This window comes from Aminithiophilus ramosus (assembly GCF_018069705.1).
In the GTDB taxonomy this organism is placed as follows: domain Bacteria; phylum Synergistota; class Synergistia; order Synergistales; family Aminithiophilaceae; genus Aminithiophilus; species Aminithiophilus ramosus.
Genome location: NZ_CP072943.1, coordinates 1,529,017 through 1,547,197 on the forward strand (window position 1 = coordinate 1,529,017; position 18,181 = coordinate 1,547,197).

18 protein-coding genes are annotated in these 18,181 nt (G+C 53.5%); all 18 read right to left on the bottom strand.

Annotation, left to right across the window (positions count from 1 at the left end):
• Positions 1-28 precede the first annotated feature (28 nt).
• Positions 29-1,465: an arginine deiminase gene (locus KAR29_RS06970; protein ID WP_274374869.1), complete on the bottom strand. Its 1,437-nt coding sequence runs from the start codon at positions 1,463-1,465 to the stop codon at positions 29-31.
• Positions 1,466-1,505: 40 nt separating this feature from the next.
• Positions 1,506-2,369: a polyamine aminopropyltransferase gene (speE, locus tag KAR29_RS06975; protein ID WP_311135621.1), complete on the bottom strand. Its 864-nt coding sequence runs from the start codon at positions 2,367-2,369 to the stop codon at positions 1,506-1,508.
• A gap of 50 nt (positions 2,370-2,419) precedes the next feature.
• Complete coding sequence (ispG, locus tag KAR29_RS06980) at positions 2,420-3,463, bottom strand: (E)-4-hydroxy-3-methylbut-2-enyl-diphosphate synthase (RefSeq protein WP_311135622.1); 1,044 nt, start codon at positions 3,461-3,463, stop codon at positions 2,420-2,422.
• Between the two features lie 17 nt (positions 3,464-3,480).
• Positions 3,481-4,521 (bottom strand): M50 family metallopeptidase, encoded by a 1,041-nt coding sequence (locus KAR29_RS06985; RefSeq protein ID WP_311135630.1) that lies wholly within the window; start codon positions 4,519-4,521, stop codon positions 3,481-3,483.
• A complete protein-coding gene (gene dxr, locus KAR29_RS06990; protein WP_311135623.1) occupies positions 4,518-5,723 on the bottom strand; it encodes a 1-deoxy-D-xylulose-5-phosphate reductoisomerase in 1,206 nt (401 codons plus the stop codon). Before dxr ends, KAR29_RS06985 begins: the two co-directional genes overlap by 4 nt.
• Positions 5,714-6,538, bottom strand: coding sequence for a phosphatidate cytidylyltransferase (locus KAR29_RS06995; protein ID WP_274374871.1), 825 nt, complete (start codon positions 6,536-6,538; stop codon positions 5,714-5,716). Before KAR29_RS06995 ends, dxr begins: the two co-directional genes overlap by 10 nt.
• The gene (gene uppS, locus KAR29_RS07000) at positions 6,525-7,223 is read right to left on the bottom strand and encodes a polyprenyl diphosphate synthase (protein WP_274374872.1); all 699 of its coding nucleotides are present in this window, start codon (positions 7,221-7,223) and stop codon (positions 6,525-6,527) included. Before uppS ends, KAR29_RS06995 begins: the two co-directional genes overlap by 14 nt.
• Positions 7,216-7,872, bottom strand: a complete 657-nt coding sequence (locus KAR29_RS07005; RefSeq protein WP_407649560.1) for a uracil-DNA glycosylase — start codon at positions 7,870-7,872, stop codon at positions 7,216-7,218. Before KAR29_RS07005 ends, uppS begins: the two co-directional genes overlap by 8 nt.
• A gap of 8 nt (positions 7,873-7,880) precedes the next feature.
• The gene (locus KAR29_RS07010; protein ID WP_274374873.1) at positions 7,881-8,735 is read right to left on the bottom strand and encodes a hypothetical protein; all 855 of its coding nucleotides are present in this window, start codon (positions 8,733-8,735) and stop codon (positions 7,881-7,883) included.
• The gene (gene hisC / locus KAR29_RS07015) at positions 8,722-9,837 is read right to left on the bottom strand and encodes a histidinol-phosphate transaminase (protein ID WP_274374874.1); all 1,116 of its coding nucleotides are present in this window, start codon (positions 9,835-9,837) and stop codon (positions 8,722-8,724) included. Before hisC ends, KAR29_RS07010 begins: the two co-directional genes overlap by 14 nt.
• A gap of 13 nt (positions 9,838-9,850) precedes the next feature.
• Entirely contained in the window at positions 9,851-11,170 is a 1,320-nt protein-coding gene (gene murA, locus KAR29_RS07020) for a UDP-N-acetylglucosamine 1-carboxyvinyltransferase (RefSeq protein ID WP_274374875.1), read from the bottom strand.
• 69 nt (positions 11,171-11,239) lie between these two features.
• Positions 11,240-12,034, bottom strand: a complete 795-nt coding sequence (locus tag KAR29_RS07025; protein ID WP_274374876.1) for a glycosyltransferase family 4 protein — start codon at positions 12,032-12,034, stop codon at positions 11,240-11,242.
• A 107-nt stretch (positions 12,035-12,141) separates the two neighbouring features.
• The gene (gene upp, locus KAR29_RS07030) at positions 12,142-13,251 is read right to left on the bottom strand and encodes a uracil phosphoribosyltransferase (RefSeq protein WP_274374877.1); all 1,110 of its coding nucleotides are present in this window, start codon (positions 13,249-13,251) and stop codon (positions 12,142-12,144) included.
• A gap of 150 nt (positions 13,252-13,401) precedes the next feature.
• Complete coding sequence (locus tag KAR29_RS07035; RefSeq protein WP_274374878.1) at positions 13,402-14,526, bottom strand: sodium ion-translocating decarboxylase subunit beta; 1,125 nt, start codon at positions 14,524-14,526, stop codon at positions 13,402-13,404.
• A gap of 27 nt (positions 14,527-14,553) precedes the next feature.
• On the bottom strand, positions 14,554-14,937 hold the full coding sequence (locus KAR29_RS07040; protein WP_274374023.1) for a biotin/lipoyl-containing protein: 384 nt from the start codon (positions 14,935-14,937) through the stop codon (positions 14,554-14,556).
• Positions 14,938-15,119: 182 nt separating this feature from the next.
• Entirely contained in the window at positions 15,120-15,524 is a 405-nt protein-coding gene (locus tag KAR29_RS07045) for an OadG family transporter subunit (RefSeq protein WP_274374879.1), read from the bottom strand.
• Positions 15,525-15,541: 17 nt separating this feature from the next.
• Positions 15,542-17,101: an acyl-CoA carboxylase subunit beta gene (locus tag KAR29_RS07050; protein WP_274374880.1), complete on the bottom strand. Its 1,560-nt coding sequence runs from the start codon at positions 17,099-17,101 to the stop codon at positions 15,542-15,544.
• Positions 17,102-17,134: 33 nt separating this feature from the next.
• Complete coding sequence (gene meaB, locus KAR29_RS07055) at positions 17,135-18,079, bottom strand: methylmalonyl Co-A mutase-associated GTPase MeaB (RefSeq protein ID WP_274374881.1); 945 nt, start codon at positions 18,077-18,079, stop codon at positions 17,135-17,137.
• Positions 18,080-18,181 lie beyond the last annotated feature (102 nt).

Below are 18,181 nucleotides of genomic sequence, written 5' to 3' on the forward strand. Positions count from 1 at the left end.
ACGACAGAACGTGGAACCGCTGCGAAGGTCAATGATCGCGTAGCAGAGGCATGGACATGCAGCGAGGGCCCCCTCGACCTCGCCCCAGCTCCGCTCCCCGGACCTCAAGAACTTTGATCCCGTTTTCCCTGAGAACCCTGTTGGAAACGACGTTTCTTCGATAGGTGACCACATTGCCGGGGGCTATCGAGAGCGTGTTCGTGCCGTCGTTCCATTGATCTCGGGCGGCGGCGACAGGATCGCCGCCACCGGTCTCGATGAACCGAACGGCGTCAAGGTGAAGCGCTTCCCTGAAAGAGGCCCCAATATCATGGCTCTCCGTAAGGGAAAGAAGCTCTCCTTCGTCATCGTAAACCAGTTTCCAGATACGGATGGCCTCACTGACGCCGGGGAAAATGGTGAACGCATCGCGATCGACCATCGTAAACACCGTGTCCAGATGCATGTAGGAACGAGTCTTAGGGATGTCGACGGCAAGAAGAGTATGAACGCCGACGCGCTGTGCCAAGCGGCGACCGAGAATCTGAACGGCTCCGGCTGTCGTTCGCTGGCTGATGCCGATGGCGACGACGTCATCGGAAAGGACGAGGACATCGCCACCCTCCACGTTATAGGGGATCGCGTCGTTTTTGTTGTCCCCGAACAGAATCTTAAGGTCCTTGAAGTAAGGGTGATTCTCGTAGATATAGCGGGCATAAAGGGGTTCTCGACGACGGGCCTGAAAGTTCATGACACTAATGATGACGCCGTCTTTAATGAAAACGTGAGGGTCTCTCTGGAAATAGAGGTTGGGAAGAGGGCGGAAAAGGAAGGCCATGGGGTCCAGTACGTCGAGGACGAGGCTACGGCAGGGTCCGATCAGGGCGACGGCCTCCGCTTTCGTCAGCCCCGAGATGAGGACATCGGCCAGATCCGAGGGGGTGAAGTCCATCAGTTCTCTTTTAAGGGCCTGCCCCAGAGGGACGTCCAAGGCCTCCATGGCCAAGGTGTCGTCGAGTACCTGAGAGCGGATCGTCTCATCCCGCAAAACCTGGGCGAAGCTGTTGCGGAAATAGACGACCTCGACACCGTTATCGCGGAGCAGATCGGCAAAAGCGTCGTGCTCTTTCTGAGCCTCCTCGACCCAGAGAATGTCGTCGAACAGAAGCTCGTCCTTGTTGTCGATCGTCAGTCGCTCCAGCTCCCGTCCCGGCCTGTGGAGCATAACCCGTTTCAGCTTACCCACTTCCGAGGCAACGTAGAAGGCTCTCTCTCGCTCCTCCACTGTCTCCCCCCCATTCTCAATTAAGTGAACCGTCAAGGCTATGCAGTTAAGCTCAATGTCCCCGTTATACCACATTCGCAATGGAAGGCCAAGAGGAACGGCGAATATCGATAGAGGCAAAAGAAGGAGCAAGGCAGCTCTCGGGCACATCCGCCAAGGGAAGACGGATTTTATGTCCTTCGAGAGCTGCCGGGAGATCAAAAAGCGAAACTTTCAGAAAGAGGAAGGAGGGCGTTTCAGTTCATTGGGAGAGGTTCGCACGAAGGAGCTCCTTGATGAAAGGAGGCAGAACGAAAGAGGCCCGATGGATGTCAGAAGAGTAGTATTGCGTCCTGGCGGAGGGCGATCGCCGGATCGTCCGTGGGTCGGGTCCCAAGGAGCCGATGGAGTACGTCCAGCTTCCTGTAGGGTAAGTCGGCATGGCTCCCCAGCATAGGAACATGCGCGGAAAGACGGTTCCCATCTGGAGGAAGGCATGGGAGAGAAGGTCGCGGTTGACGAAAGGCGACTCCGTTTGAGCGACGACCATGCCTCCTTCTCGCAGAGCGGCGGCAACGTCGCGATAGAAGGGAGCTTCGAAAAGACCGACGGCAAAATCGACGGGATCGGTGCTGTCGACGATAATCGCATCAAAGGTGGCGGGATGGTCTTTGATGAACTTCAGGGCATCCATGGGGAGCACTTTTACGCGCTCATCCCTGAGTCCTTCACTGACGGCGGGGAAGAAATCCAGAGAGGCTTTAATCACCTCTTCGTCGATATCGACAAGGTAGATCTCTTCAACGCAATCATGCTTCACGATCTCTCGAACGCATCCTCCATCTCCCCCACCGACGACGAGAACCTTTCGCGGATCAGGATGGGATGACAAGAGGGGGTGAACCATCATCTCGTGATAAGTAAATTCATTTTGGTCTGTGAACATCAAAGCTCCGTCGAGAATAAGAGCACGGCCATATTCTTCCGTTTCGACGACAAGTAACTGCTGATAGTCTGTCTTTATGTTTTTTAATATAGAAGTAATTCTAAGCCCCAAGCGCATGGCGTTGGTCTGGTATTCAGTGAACCACAGATCGTTTTTGCGAATAGCTATAGGTTCAATCACATAAAACACCACCCTTGCATGGAATCGCATTTATTGCGTGAGGCAACGCCTCAGACCTTCTGCCGTGCAAGATCCAACAGAACTTCCTCGAAGGACTCCAGCGGAATTTCGCCAAGAGGTATGCCACGGCGGAAAAGGAGTAGTCCTCGAGGCGAGCCGGCGACACCGACATCGGCATGGCTGGCCTCTCGAGGCCCGTTGACCTCACAGCCCATGACGGCGACGGTCCATCCGTCAGGCAGCGAGGGCAGAAGCGGTTCCATCCGTCGGACAAGGCTTTCAACGTCGACGCGACGTCTTCCGCAGGTCGGACAGGAGATAAGATCGGCTCCGCGACAGCGGAGTCCCAGAGATCGGAGAAGGGCGTAACCGGCCTCGACTTCCTGACACGTCGGTCCGGTAAGGCTGACGCGCAGGGTGTCACCCACGCCTTGAGAGAGGATGAGCCCCAGCCCGACGGAACTTTTGACCAGACCGCGAAGGCCTGGTCCAGCCTCGGTGATCCCGATATGAAAGGGAAAATCATGGCGTGAAGCCAGATCCAGATTGGCTCGCAAGGTCTCATGAACCGACGAAGATTTGGCGGAGAGGATCAACGCCTCAAACCCCTCGTCGAGAAGTTGCTCCAGCTGTTCCTCGACGGCCGCCACGAGAGCCAAGGCCCTGTCTCCGGAGGCCCTGCGAAGCTGGTCGTTGTTGACAGAACCGCTGTTGGCGCCGATGCGGATCACCACGTCGGAATCACGTGCAGCCGAAACGACTTCGCGGAGGCCGTTACGGCCGCCCAAATTGCCGGGATTGATCCTGATGGCCCGACATCCGGCCTCGATGGCCAGGAGAGCCAGACGGTAATCGAAGTGGATATCGGCCATGAGGGGAATGGGGCTTGACGCGTTGAGTTTCTTCAGTCTGCCGAAATCCTCTCTTTGAGGAAAGGCGACCCTGGCCAATTCACATCCGACATTGACAAGGGCCATCAACTCTTCGTAAGCTTCGTCGCCGTCGCTCAGAGGGGAGACCAGCATACTTTCGACACGAACGGGCGCACCGCCACCGACGCGAAGGCCTCCTATCGAAACCGATCTTCGAGACATGCTCATCGCCTCCTGTCTTAAGGGGTTTTCGCCAGCTTCCACAGATCGCTCCATGTGACGAGAAGAATCAGGCCGATAAGAACGACGAAACCGGCAAGATGAATGGCATTCTCCCACTTGCTTGACATCTTGCGTCCCAGAATCATCTCGCCGAGGACAAAGACGATGCGGCCTCCGTCGAGAGCGGGAAAGGGAATGAGATTGAGAATGCCCAGATGGAGGTTGATTACGGCCAGGAAAGACAGGAAAGACCAGAATCCCTGCCGAACAGCCTCTCCTGCCATGCCGGCGATGCCCACCGGTCCCGTCATCGTGACATCGGTATGGCCGAAAATCCACGAGACGATCCCCCGAATAATATCGACGCCTAGATGCCACACGTAGCTGAAGGCCCGCAATAGAGCCTTGTGAAAAGGATACAGAATGACGGGAGGGCGAATCCCGAGAAGAGGAACGCCATGAGCCGCATCGACGGGAATCGAAGCGTGGATCGAAAACTGGCTTTCGCCGCGGCGAACATCGAGATCGATAGGGCCCTTCGCCGCTTCTTTCTGCAGAAGAGCAGACAAGGTGTTCCAGTTTTTCAAGGTTTCTCCGTTGATGGCAAGGATCTCGTCGCCCGCCTCAAGGCCGAGAGACTGGGCGGGGAAGCCCTCCATGAGAGATCCGATTTTCGTCGAATCAAGGTCGGCCACTCCCTTGCCCCAAAGCAGAAGGGCCGTGAGAAAAAAGGCCAGAAAAAGGTTGACTGACGCTCCCGAGGCGAGAACGATGAAACGCTGAAAGGGCGTCTTTAGAGGAAAGGTCCGTCGCTCGTCGACGATCTCTTCTCCCTCTCGCTCCTCCTCCATCCCAGCCAGACGGACAAAACCCCCGACGGGAAACAGGCGAAAGGACCAGAGCGTCTCCCCTTTTTTGCGTGAAAAAAGGGAGGGTCCCATGCCGAAAGCGAACTCGTGAACCTGGATATCACACCAGCGAGCGGCAAAATAATGACCACCTTCGTGAGCGATAACGCAGATGGCAATGACAAGCAGAAAAGAGAGAAGGCTAATCAGAGGAGATACCTCCTTTCAGCGCGAGAACCGCAGACGAAGGATCGAGCGTACTGGCGCGAACGGTCCAGAAGATCGAGGGCATCCTCAAGGGTGGAAGGCGTCTCGCCGCCTAAAGACGAGAGCGTCGCCTCGACGACATCGCCGATGGCCGTGAAAGTGATCAGGCCATTTAAAAAGGCGGCAACAGCCACTTCGTCGGCGCCGACCAGGACGATGGGAGCTCCACCCCCGCCAAGGGCGGCCTCTCGCGCCAGACGGAAACAGGGGAAACGGGAACCGTCAAGTTTTTCAAAAGAGAGATTCCACAGCCAGGGATCGGGAAGCGCCAGGGACTCTTCGAGGAGAAGCCTCTCGGGAAAAGCGAGGGCGGCAGCTGCAGAAAGGCGCATGTCCGGCTGAGAGACAAGGGCCTTGACGGCACCGTCGACGAAGGCGACAAAGCCATGAACAAGAGATTTCCGCTGGATGACGGCATCGACTTGAGCGAGGGGAAGAGAAAAGAGCCTCATGGCTTCGATGATTTCGATGCCCTTGTTCATCAACGTCGCGCTGTCGACGGTCACCTTGGCTCCCATGGACCAGACGGGATGGCTGAGGGCATCAGCTGGTGTAACTCGCTTCATCTCCTCAGGGGTAAAATCGAGGAAGGGTCCTCCGGAAGCTGTCAGCCATACCTTGGTGATCGATGAAAGGCTTTCTCCTCGGAGGCACTGCCAAAGGGCACTGTGCTCGCTGTCGAGAGGGCGGAGTTGATGGGGATGTCGGATGTGCGGCATGACCCACTGTCCCGCCACGACGAGGCTTTCCTTGTTGGCCAGAGAAACGTCCAGGGAGGCATCGAGAGCATCCAGAAGTGCCGGAATGGCCTCCGTTCCCGATGTGGCGAAAACGACATGGTCGAGAGGCACTTGTCCTAAGGCTTCACGAAGGGAGTCCGGCCCTGTCAAAAGATGAACGTCGGCTGGGAGATCAGGACAAATTCTCCCGGCAGCCTTCTCGTCGTAAAGGGCAACCAAAGCGGGCCTGAACTCGTAAACAAGAGGCAGAAGAGCTGAATCGTTGGAATGGGCGGCGAGAACTTCGACCTGGAAGCGCTCGGGAAAGCGACGGCAGACATCGAGAACCGATGATCCTACGCTACCTGTCGCCCCCATAAGAGCTAAGCGAATGACATCTTGTCTGGAATCCTTCATCAGAGCCATATCACCTCGAAAATCATAAAAGCAAGACTGGCATTCAAGAGGATGCTATCAAAACGGTCGAGCATGCCTCCATGTCCAGGGATCAAAGACCCTGTGTCTTTTATATGCGCCTCGCGCTTTAGTATGGATTCAGCCAAATCTCCAAGTTGTCCTGCTGTCCCGCAAAGTAAACCCAATAACAGCAGAGGCAGAGGGGGAAATTCCCATAAAAAAGCTAATATTCCAGAACACAATAGACTAGCAACAAGTCCTCCCAAAAAACCCTCCCAAGATTTATTTGGGCTGACAGACTGGCAAAAAGGCGTTTTACCCCATCTGGTTCCGATGAAATAGGCAAAAACGTCACAACTCCACGTACAAGCAAAAAGAGTAACCAATAAAAAAAGTCCCCACGGCTGATTTCTTAAAAGGATCATAAAAGTCCAAGGCAATACAATATAGACAATTCCAGACAACGTCGATCCCAAGTTGAAAATGGCATGACTATGTCCTGTTAATTGTCTACGAACTATTTCAATAAAAAGGGTAATAAAAGAAGATATGGCCAACATAGCCAACATCGCGCTAAGAGGGAAACCGCGATAAGCCATAATAGGAAAAAGCAACCCTATAGCTAACCCTATTCCTTTGGATACATGAGCTTTTGTGGCTAAAATAACATAGAATTCCCACAAGGACACCATCAGGGCAACCATGACTACTAAAAGCCACAATAAACCACCAAAAAACATTCCAGATAAAACCAGTGAGGCAAGAACAATGCCACTAATAGATCGTTTTATTGAGTTAACATTAATTAAATTATGTTCGGCCATATCGCCTGTCCCTCTCGTTATAGCTAACTAAGGCCTTATCTAATTCTTTTTCGTCAAAATCAGGCCACAGTTTATCTGTAAAATAAAATTCGCTGTAACTGGACTGCCAAATGAGAAAATTGCTCAACCTAAGTTCCCCGCTCGTTCGTATTATAAGATCTGGGTCTGGGACATCAGGTAAATAAAGAAAAGATCTGAAAATATTTTCGTTCAGAGGGAGAGCAATATCTGATGCGATATATTTTGAAACAGCATCAAGAATTTCTTGTCGACCTCCATAATTTAGACAAACAATCATGTCTATTTTGGTTCCCATGCGGGTAGATTCTTCTCCATTGCGTAAAATATCGAGAATTGAAGGAGATAGATCTTCAAGGCGACCAGAAAATCTCAATCTGACGCTTTCTTTTTTTAACTCATTTATTTTAATTTTAATAAAATATTTAAATAAACTCATGAGTCCCAAGACTTCAGTCTTAGGCCTTTTCCAATTCTCTGTCGAAAATGCGTATAAAGATATATACCTAATGCCCCTGTTACTCGCAGCTCTAACTATTTTTTCAACAGCCTGAACGCCATATTTATGACCAACAATACGAGGAAGACCTCGTTTTTGAGCCCATCGACCGTTACCGTCCATAATGATAGCTAAATGCACAGGCACACGAACGATGTCTTCACTCATTGGATATTGGTGATCCTCCTTTGCTTATTTCATCCCATTTGCGTTTTACATCTTGAATATCATTCCAAGTCAAATCCTTAGGGCTATTTTTTGCTCTAGATTGATTTCTCAATAGGTAGCTGGGATGGAATTGTGGCATCAATTCAACTCCGCGCCACTTAAACCATTTCCCTCGTAAGGCAGTTATTCCTTCAGAAGTTTTAAGCAACCATCTCGTTGGAGTATTGCCTAAAGTTATAATTATTTTTGGAGAAATTAAAGCTATTTGCGATTCAAGAAATGAATTACAGGCAACTATTTCGTCAACAGTTGGCACTCTGTTGTTGGGAGGTCTGCATTTTACTACATTAGTAATAAAAACATCTTTGCGATAGATTTTAGCTGCTTCTAGTATTTTAGTTAAAAGTTGACCAGCCTTGCCGACAAAAGCTTCTCCTTGAAGGTCCTCATCTGCGCCTGGTCCTTCTCCAATAATCATAAGCCCTGAATTAATTGACCCTTGACCAAAGACCGTTTTATTCCGTCCTTGGCAGAGGGGGCACGCCGTACACGCAGCTATTTTTTTGTTGATGATTGTTAATTCATTTTTTATATAAATTTCTTTTTTTTGACTATCATAGATATTGAAAGCTTGTTCCAAGGCCGCCACCGTCCCAACTACAGATCTAAGCCTGAAACAATAACGTCAACTGACTTGACTGTTAGCCCTGTGAAATACTCTAATCCTGTTTTTATTCTTTTTTGTAACAATTTGGAAATTTCAATAAAATTTCTTGATCCAATTTTAATGAATATCTCTATGGATATATGTATATTGTCGTCTTCATTTTTTATTTTGTTGGATTCAATAGATAAAACTTGGTCTGTATGAATAGCAATATAGTTGACTATTTGGTTTAAAGCTTCAGGATCTATCTTTAGATCTCCATAAAAAGTAAAAGGAGGCCTAACTATTGTTTTTTCTCCATCTTGAGGATAAAGCGGCTGCAAGAATACTCTAAATTTTCCAACCAACTGACCAGCGAAGTTTTTTCGAACTTGAACTTGTGAAACAGGTATCACATGTTGTTTTTTATCTCTCCTTTCTTTTTTTGCTTTTTTTATTTCAGATGCAGTGGCTACTTCTTGGATTGAAATATATTTTTCTGGATCAGGTAGATTTAACGTTTTTATTATCTTTAAAGCCATATCCTTGGACGTGGCTAGAAGCATAACTCGGCCACTTTGCTTTTCGAGGAAATTTTTGACTTGATTCTTGTGGTCTTTGTATTGAAACAAGGCTCTTCTGATTGCTTTTATCTGATTTTTTTCGGATTTAGCGCTTTTACCGCAAGCTATCCGGCCTCTATGTATAACAAGGCCATCATCAATGATAAAATCAACATCTAGATTTCGTGCGATAAGCTGAGCTCTTCTGCTCTTCCCCGTTCCAGCAGGTCCATGGAACACAATAAGACTAAGTTTGGGGTGATTTTTATCGTAAATATTGTTTATGGACTTATCTGACTCCAAGTCTCCTCAGTACCTTTCTAAGAGTCGCAACAAATCTCTCGTTTTCTTCTTTAAGGCCTACTGTGACTCTAATGTGATTGGACATGCCAAAATCAGAGCCGGGTCTAACGATAATCCCCTCTTTAAGAAGTGCATCGCATATCAGATCTGATTTTTCTATTTTTATAAGCATGAAGTTGGTATGTGTTTGGCTGACTTTTACGCCCATTTCTTTGAGAGCTTTTGTTGTCTTTTCTCGCTCTGATATTGTTTTTTCTCTAATATTAAGTATGTAATCCTGCTGATCCAACGCTACGACAGCTGCGGCTAATCCGGCTTGGGTTACGCTAAAAACCCTTCGTACTTTTGCATACGAATCTACAATAGGCTTGGGAGCAATGGCATAGCCAATTCGTAAACCAGCCAAACCATAAATTTTAGAAAAAGTTCGGAGAATAACAACAGTTCCCAGTTGGCGGAAAAGATCAACTCCATTTAAATAAAATGGATCTGAAACATATTCCGCGTAGGCCTCGTCAATAATTAACAATGTTTGTTTGCTCTCCAGTTGATTAGAAAGCTTAATAAGGTCATCTCTGGCTACAAAAAGGCCTGTGGGGTTATTGGGATTACATAAAACGACAGCTTTGGTTTTTGTGGTACAACTATCCGCCAACCCTTGAATGTTAGGCATAAGATCTTCGCCCAGGGGGACTTCAATACAAACAGCTCCTGCTGCAGTAGCTGAAAGGCGATAGAGAGAATAGGTCGGAACAGGAAAAACAACCTCATCGCCCTCATCGATTATCGCTTGAAAAAGAGAATACAGAACACCCTCGGTTCCCGTGCCGACCATGACTTCCGAAGGAGAAACGCCCCATTTTCTCGCAATAGCGCGCTTAAGGTGGTAAGCCGCGGGATCGGGATATCGTGAAACATCAAGAGCTGCGTTAAGAACCGCCTCCCTGACCGGTTCAGGCAGGGGCCAGGGATTTTCGTTCGAGGAGAGTCGAACGACGTTGTCAAGGCCCAACTCCCTTTGCACCTCTCCGATCGGCTTTCCCGGACGGTAGGCCTCTAGGTCCACGAGAGATTTTCGTGTCAATCGATCCAACCAGGCCAATCTTTTTTCCTCCTCACTGATGATTCGCGAAAGCTTCCGGCGTCTCGACGGGAAAGGATGCCTTCCCGTCGTCGTCAAGCACCGAGATCAGGCCGCCGATCTGTCTGATCTTTTCGACAAAAGCTTCATAGCCTCGCCACAGGTGGTGGACATCGCTGATGACCGTCGTTCCCCTGGCGGTCAGGCCAGCCAGGACCAGAGCCGCGCAGGCCCGCAGGTCCGTTCCCCGCACTTCGGCCCCATTGAGAATAGGCGTGCCCGTCACGATCGAGGTATTGCCCTGTAACTCAATTTTCGCTCCCATGCGTTTCAGCTCGCCGACGTGAAGAAAACGCGATTCGAAAACCGTTTCGTGAATGATGCCCGTTCCCTCTGCCAGGCAAAGGAGAACCATCATCTGGGGCTGCAAATCCGTAGGAAATCCGGGATAAGGCAGGGTTTTCAGCGTTACGCCGGAGAGAGGCCCGTCGGCGCGAACGGTCACGGACGATTCCCGGACCATGAGAGAAGCGCCCGCCTCTTCCAGTTTGGAAAGCAAGGCTTCCATATGTTCGGGAACGACATCCGTCACCGTGACCTCGCCCCCCGTCAGAGCTCCCGCGATGAGGAAGGTGGAGGCCTCCACTCTATCGGGGATGACGGTTATCGATCCCCCTTTGAGGCCATCGACTCCCTGAATGTGGATGGTTCCCGATCCGGCTCCTTCAATTGAAGCTCCCATAGCGACAAGGGCGTGAGCCAAATTGGTGATCTCCGGCTCACGAGCCGCATTCTCGAGGACCGTTTCTCCTTTCGCACAGGCTGCGGCCATAAGCAAATTCTCCGTGGCACCGACGGAGGGGAAATCGAGATAGATCCGACTTCCGCGCAAGCGCCCCGGTGCCGTGGCGTAAACGGCACCTCGACGTATCTCGAGGTTGGCCCCCATGCGCGCAAGTCCCTTCAGATGAAGGTCTATGGGACGGCTGCCGATCGAGCAGCCGCCAGGCAACGGGAGGATTGCGCGTCCTCTTCTGGCCAGAAGAGGACCCAGCACCAGAGAAGAGGCCCGCATCTTTCGGACCAGAACGTCGGGCGTCTCATAGCGCCCCAGATCGCCTCCGACCTTGACGGTCATTCTTCCGCCGACATGTTCGACGCTTGCCCCAAGGTGACGAAGGAGGTCGGCCATGATCGTCACGTCCTCGAGCCTGGGGACGCGATCGATCGACAAGGCTCCCTCCTGTAGAAGGAGAGCGGCGGCCATAACAGGTAGCGCTGCATTTTTTGCGCCCTGAGCTTTAACTACACCTGTGAGTTTAACTCCACCCTCGACACACAATCTATCACTCAAACATCTCACCCCTGATGCTCAGCGAAAAGCCGATGCATGATTATTTACAACTAAAATAGTTGATTGCATCTAAATTCCCAAAGCCACACCTAAAAACTTATATGCAGCCATATTGACTAAAAAATGAACTACAGACAAAATCAAAAGGACATAGCTCTGATTTAAGCCAAAATCCAAAAGTACATGGTGAAAATGGCCTCGATCGGGTGAAAACGGAGATCTTCCACGCAAGAGGCGACGACACATAGCAGACAAAGTATCCAGAACGGGAATGCCTCCCAATAAAACTAAAATAAAAACAAATTTAATACTTCCTAGAGAGAGAAAGGAAAAACAAAAATCATAAACGACTAAGGAAGAACATAAAAATCCAAGCAGAGTACTTCCTCCGTCGCCAAGAAAAGTATAAGCCCTTGGAAAATTCCATATTAAAATTCCGAAACACAATCCCAAAAGAGCCGACCACCATGGTCCGCCGCGATGTAAAAGCGATGCAAAAGAAGTTAAAGAAGCTAAAGATAGGGCTAAACCATTCATCCCGTCAATGAGATTAAACGCATTAGTCATGCCTGTTACCCAAAAAATTAATATGATTTTGACTAATAAATCTGTCTCAACCCGCCAAATCGAAACTGCAGCAGCTAGGAAATGAAAAATCAACCTAACTAGAGGTGGAACCGGCTTCATGTCGTCGACATATCCAATAACAAAAACAATTAGCGAAGCGGTAACTATTGGAGCAATATTGCGTCCTAAAATTCCAGCGAAGAGCGCCCAAAAAATAAATCCTGAACTTAAAACTAATCCAGCTCCCCGCGGTATTACCCCCTGATGAGATTTTCTCCCGCCAGGAGAGTCCAACATTCCGTATTGAGAGGCCAAACGAACGGAGAGAGGAGTTAATATGGAAGACCAAAAAAACAAAAATAATCCAGATATAAAATGATTATCTAGAATAAAATTCGACATAACTATTTTGTCCCAAATAATCTATCTCCGGCATCCCCAAGTCCGGGAACGATATAACCATGGTCATTGAGTTTTTCGTCAAGAGCGGCAACATAAATATCGATTTCCGGGTGAGATGCATGTACGCGCCTGACACCCTCTGGAGCTGCAATAAGGTTGACTAGAGATATTTTTTTACCGCCTTGCCGTTTCACAAGGTCAATAGCTGCTACAGCCGAGCCACCGGTTGCGAGCATGGGATCCAGGATAAAAATATCTCTTTCTTGTATGTCGTTGGGCAGCTTACAATAGTATTCGACAGGCTCCAACGTTTCAGGATCTCGGTAGAGGCCGACGTGGCCGACCTTGGCATTGGGAATCAGGCGCAGTATTCCTTCGACCATACCCAGCCCGGCACGCAGAACGGGCACAACAGCCAGTTTTTTACCCTGCAACGTCTTTCCCACCGTTCGGGTTATCGGCGTCTCCACATCAATAGGTTCAAGGGCCAAGGTTCTTGTCGTCTCATAGGCCATCAGGCCGGCTATTTCTTGGACAAGCTCTCGAAACTCCTTGACGCTGGTATTCTTGTCGCGAATGATGCTGACTTTATGCTGGACAAGAGGATGGTCGACGAGAATCAGTTTACCGTTATTTGTATTTGTTTCACAGGAGGTGTCCCTTTCCCCTTTTGAAAATTCCTTGTCCTTAATTTTGTCGAGCCTCTGATCGTGACGCCCGCCCTCGTAGGGCGTGTCCAGCCAAAGCGAGACGATTTCCCTTGCTAGAGTGGGTCCTAAAAGACGACCTCCAAGGGCGAGAACGTTCGTGTCGTTGTGAAGACGGCTCATCTTGGCCGTGTAGAGATCATTGCCGAGTACGGCGTAGACACCCGATCTTTTGTTTGCGGCAATGGACATACCGACGCCGCTTCCGCAGATGAGAATGCCGCGTTCGACCTTTTTCGAGGCGACGGATTCAGCAACCGCCCAAGCCACATCAGGATAGTCGATGCTCACATCCTCCGAATGGGCCCCGAAATCGGAGTAGGTCTCCCCCCGTTCCTTCAAGAAAGCCATGAGGTTCACCTTAAGGGCGTAGCCTGCATGATCCGAACCGATCGCTACGTGCATCTAATGAGGGCCTCCCATCTTCGTGAAAGTCGCCTTCTCCATGACGCCTATCATACCATTACAAGATAAAGCGGAGGCGCTTTTTCCCCTCAGGAAAGGCATTCCTCCGCTTCTGTTGGTGATCGCGATTCTCCGGAAGAGTCTACCCCGTCAGCTCATGAGCAGCGTGAGCATGGTGCCGGCGGCGACGGCCGTCCCGATGACGCCGGCCACGTTGGGGCCCATGGCGTGCATGAGGAGGAAGTTGCCGGGGTTCTCCTGCTGGCTCACTCTCTGGACGACGCGGGCCGCCATGGGGACGGCCGAGACGCCCGCCGCTCCGATCATGGGGTTGATCTTGCCGCCCGAGAAGATTTTCAGGGCCTGGCCGAAGAGGACGCCTCCGGCCGTGCTGCAGACGAAGGCCACCAGGCCCAGGACGATGATCTTCAGCGTCGCCGCCGTCAGGAAGGTCTCGGCCTCCATCGTCGCGCCCACCGTCAGGCCCAGGAAGATCGTCGTGGCGTTGAGAATCTCGTTCTGGGCCGCCAGGCTCAGGCGCTCCGTGACGCCGCACTCCCGCAGGAGGTTGCCGAACATGAGGATGCCGATGAGGGGCACCGACGCCGGCAGGATGAGGCCCGAGGCGATGGTGCAGACGATGGGGAAGAGGACCCGCTCCGTCTTGCTCACCGGACGGAGGTTGTCCATGCGGATGGCCCGGTCCGCCTTCGTCGTCAGGGCCTTGATGACCGGCGGCTGGATGAGCGGCACGAGGGACATGTAGCTGTAGGCCGCCACGGCAACCGCTCCCAGGATCTGCGGCGCCAGTTTCATCGTCAGGTAGATGCTCGTCGGGCCGTCGGCCCCTCCGATGATGGCGATGCTGGCCGCCTCTTTCACCGAGAAGCCCATCATCATGGCGCCGAAGAGGGCGATGAAGACGCCCAGCTGGGCCGCCGCCCCCAGGAGGAAGGTGATGGGGTTGGCCAGCAGGGGCGCGAAGTCCGTCAGGGCTCCGATCCCCATGAAGATGATGACGGGGTAGATTTCGTGCTGGGTCCCGAAGAAGACGTAGTAGAGAAAGCCCCCTTCGTCCATGATGCCCGACAGGGGCAGGTTGACGAGGACGCAGCCGAAGGCGATGGGCACGAGCAGGAGGGGCTCGAAGCCCTTGCCGATGGCCAGGTAGAGCAGGACGAGGCCGACGACGAGCATGACGAGATTGCCCGTCGTGAGGCCGGCGAATCCCGATTGGGAGAGGACGCTCGACAGTGATTCGATGTAGATTCCCATGGTCGTTCCTCCTTTGAGGCCCGAGGCCTAGCCGAGGACGACGAGGATGTCTCCGGAGTTGACGGAGCCGCCTTCTTTGACTCGGATTTCCTGGACGGTGCCCGCCGCGGAGGCGAGGATTTCGTTTTCCATTTTCATGGCTTCCAGGACGAGGAGCAGGTCTCCGGCGGCGACAACGGCTCCCGGAGCGACGGCGATTTTGAGGATTTTGCCCGGCATGGGCGCCGTGACGGTGGCGGCGCCGGCAGGGGCGGGGGCCGCCACAGGAGCGGCGACGGGGGCAGGGGCCGCCACGGGGGCGGCGGCGGGAGCGGCGGCTCTGGCAGGGGTCGGCGCGGCGGCGCCGCCCAGTTCTTCCACTTGGACGTCGTAGGCGGTTCCGTTGACGGTGATGCGGTAGTTGCGGGCCATTTCAGGTCCTCCCTTTGTCGTGTCGGTTTTTGCGGGGGGCGTTCCCCCGTTCGCTGCAGGCTCCTGTTCCTTTTCCGAGGCGGGCGTCACGGTCCCGGACGGGACGGGACGTTCGCCTTTTCCGTCTTTCCCATCGGCCGTCTTCGGCGGCGGGCCCGACAGGGCTCGGGCTCCCCGCCCGCCTATTCCCAGCCTTCGAGGTTGTCCAGGCGCGAGAGGCGTTTCCAGCCCGACGTGAGGCTGTCGGCCACGGCTACGGCGGGGCGGACGGAGCTGATGCGGAAGTTCTCGAGGCCGCCGGCGGCGATGGCCGCCGTGAGGACGGCGATGAGTTGGTCTCCCGCTTCCTGGGCCCTGACGACGGCCCTGGGCGCTTCCTTCGGCGACGACGACGTTTTCGACGCCTTCACCGCCTGAGCCTGGGCCTCTTTGGCCGCCTTGACGGCGTCGATCAGCCCGGCCAGGTGCTTGACTCCGATGAGCAGGAGCATGAGCGCCATCAGGACGAGGAAGACGACGCTGAAGGCGATGAGGGAGAGGACGACGGCCCCAAGCGGACCCTGAAAGTGATCGGAGAGATGTCCCATTTTCGGTCCCCTCTTTCCTAGTGGGGCATGATGGCGTGCTTGCGCTTCGGCCTCAGTTCACGCTTGCTTTCGCTTACGGTGAGGGCACGATGCAGTTCGAGGCGCGTCTCTTCCGGCAGGATGACCCGGTCGACGAAGCCCCGCGAGGCCGCCTGGTAGGGGTTGGCGAAGGCCTCTTTGTAGCTTTCGATTTTCTCCGCCCGCGTCGCGGCGGGGTCGCCCGATTCTTTGATTTCCCGGGCGAAGATGATGTTGGCCGCCCCTTCGGCTCCCATGACGGCGATTTCCGCCTGGGGCCAGGCCAGGACGACGTCCGCTCCGAGGTCTTTGCTGCACATGCCCAGGTAGCTCCCGCCGTAGGCTTTCCTGAGGACGAGGGTGATTTTGGGGACCGTGGCCTCGCTGTAGGCGTAGAGGAGTTTCGCCCCGTGGCGGATGATGCCTCCCGTTTCCTGCGCCAGGCCCGGCAGGTAGCCCGGAACGTCTTCGAAGGTGACGATGGGGATGTTGTAGGCGTCGCAGATGCGGATGTGGCGGCTCGCCTTGTCCGAGGCGTCGATGTCGAGGCATCCCGCCATGTGTTTGGCCTGGTTGGCGATGATGCCGATGACTTTGCCCCCGACGCGGCCGAAGCCGGTGACGATGTTCTGCGCCCAGTAGGGCTGGATCTCGAAGAAGTCCCCGTCGTCGACGACTTTGACGATGACGTCCCGCACGTCGTAGCCCCTGTTGGGGTTGGTCGGCACGGCTCCTCTCAGCTCCGGGACGGTGCGGCAGACGTCGTCTTCCGTCTCTTTGTGGGGCGCCTCTTCCATGTTGTTGCTCGGCAGGTAGGAGAGCAGTTTGCGGACCTGGGCCCAGCATTCCCCTTCGTCGGCGGCGAAGAGTTGGGCCACTCCCGAGACGCGGTTGTGCGTCATGGCCCCGCCGATCTGTTCGCTCGTCACTTCTTCTCCCGTCACCGATTTGATGACGGCAGGGCCCGTGATGTGCATGATGCCGATCTTGTCCACCATGAGGGTGAAGTCCGTCAGAGCCGGGCTGTAGACGGCACCGCCCGCGCAGGGACCGGCGATGACCGAGATCTGCGGCACGACCCCGCTGGCTTTGACGTTGCGGAAGAAGATGTTCCCGTAGCCCGAGAGGGCGTCGACGGCCTCCTGGATGCGCGCTCCGCCCGAGTCGTTGATTCCCACGACGGGCACTCCGTTCTGCAGCGCCATGTCCATGACTTTGCAGATTTTCTTGGCGTGCATCTCGCCCAGAGATCCGCCCAGGACGGTGAAGTCCTGGCTGTAGACGTAGACGAGGCGGCCCTCTATGGTCCCGTGGCCCGTCACCACTCCGTCTCCTTCGTAGAGCTTCTTCTCCAGACCGAAGTTGACGCAGCGGTGCGTCACGAATTCGTCGATCTCGACGAAACTCCCCTCGTCCAGCAGCGACGCGATACGCTCTCGGGCCGTCATCTTTCCCTTTTCCTTCTGCTTCTCGACGGCCTTCGCTCCGCCTCCCTGGGCGGCCTTCTCCCTGCGCGACAACAGCGCCTCGCAGAGCTGGTCGATCGTCTTTTCCGACATGCTTCCTTACCTCCTCGGATGATGTCCTCTCCGTCAGGCCTCTCGACTGAAAACCCTGTCAAGAAGTTCTCCGGCAACTGAGTAGGGATCAAGAGTTCTTTCCGCGAGACCGTTGAGCAGTTCCACGGTTTTCCTCTCATTCCAGGAGTTCTCGACAACGCGGGAAATCTCGCGTCGCATGATCTCCTCCACTTCCAATTCGAGGCGGCGCCACTTGCGTTTCCGCCCTTCCTCTGTTTTCTGCAGGTAGCTCCGATGCTCGGCGAGGGCGATAACGGCATCTCCAACGCCCTCCCCCTTTTCGGCCATGGTCTTGTGGATGGGAGGACGCCAGCTCCGTTCGCCCATGAGATCCAACATGACGTTGACTTCTCGGACGATCTTATCGGCCCCATCTCGATCGGCCTTGTTGACCACGAAGACATCGGCGATTTCCATGATGCCCGCCTTCATGATCTGGATGTCGTCCCCCATGCCTGGAACCAGGACGAGGCAGACCGTGTCGGCAATTTTCACGATGTCGACTTCCGACTGGCCGACGCCGACGGTTTCGATGAGGACGACGTCTTTTCCGCAGGCGTCTAGAATCAAAGCCGCCTCGTAGGTGGCGTGACTGAGGCCTCCCAGGGAGCCTCTGGAACCCATGCTGCGGATGAAGACATCGGGGTCGAGGGCGTGGCTCTGCATTCGAAGGCGGTCACCAAGAATCGCTCCGCCCGTGAAAGGACTCGAAGGGTCGACGGCGACGACGCCGACGGATTTCCCCCGCTCCTTGAATTCCCTGATGATCTTATCCACAAGAGTCGATTTCCCTGCCCCGGGGCTACCTGTGATGCCGATGAAATGAGCCCTTCCCGAGCGGGGATAAATAGTCTTCATGATATTTTCCGCGTAAGGAGAGTCGCTCTCAACAATGCTGATGAGTCTTGCAATGGAGCGAGGATCTCCATCAAGCGCTTTCCTGATGAGCTGTTCCACCTTAGAAGGCCCCCCTCATGACGGCAAGACCGATCCGTTTCGGTCCTTCGCTTCGGACATCGATTTCCTTTTGAACCATCGGTATCATAGGGGTACTCCCCT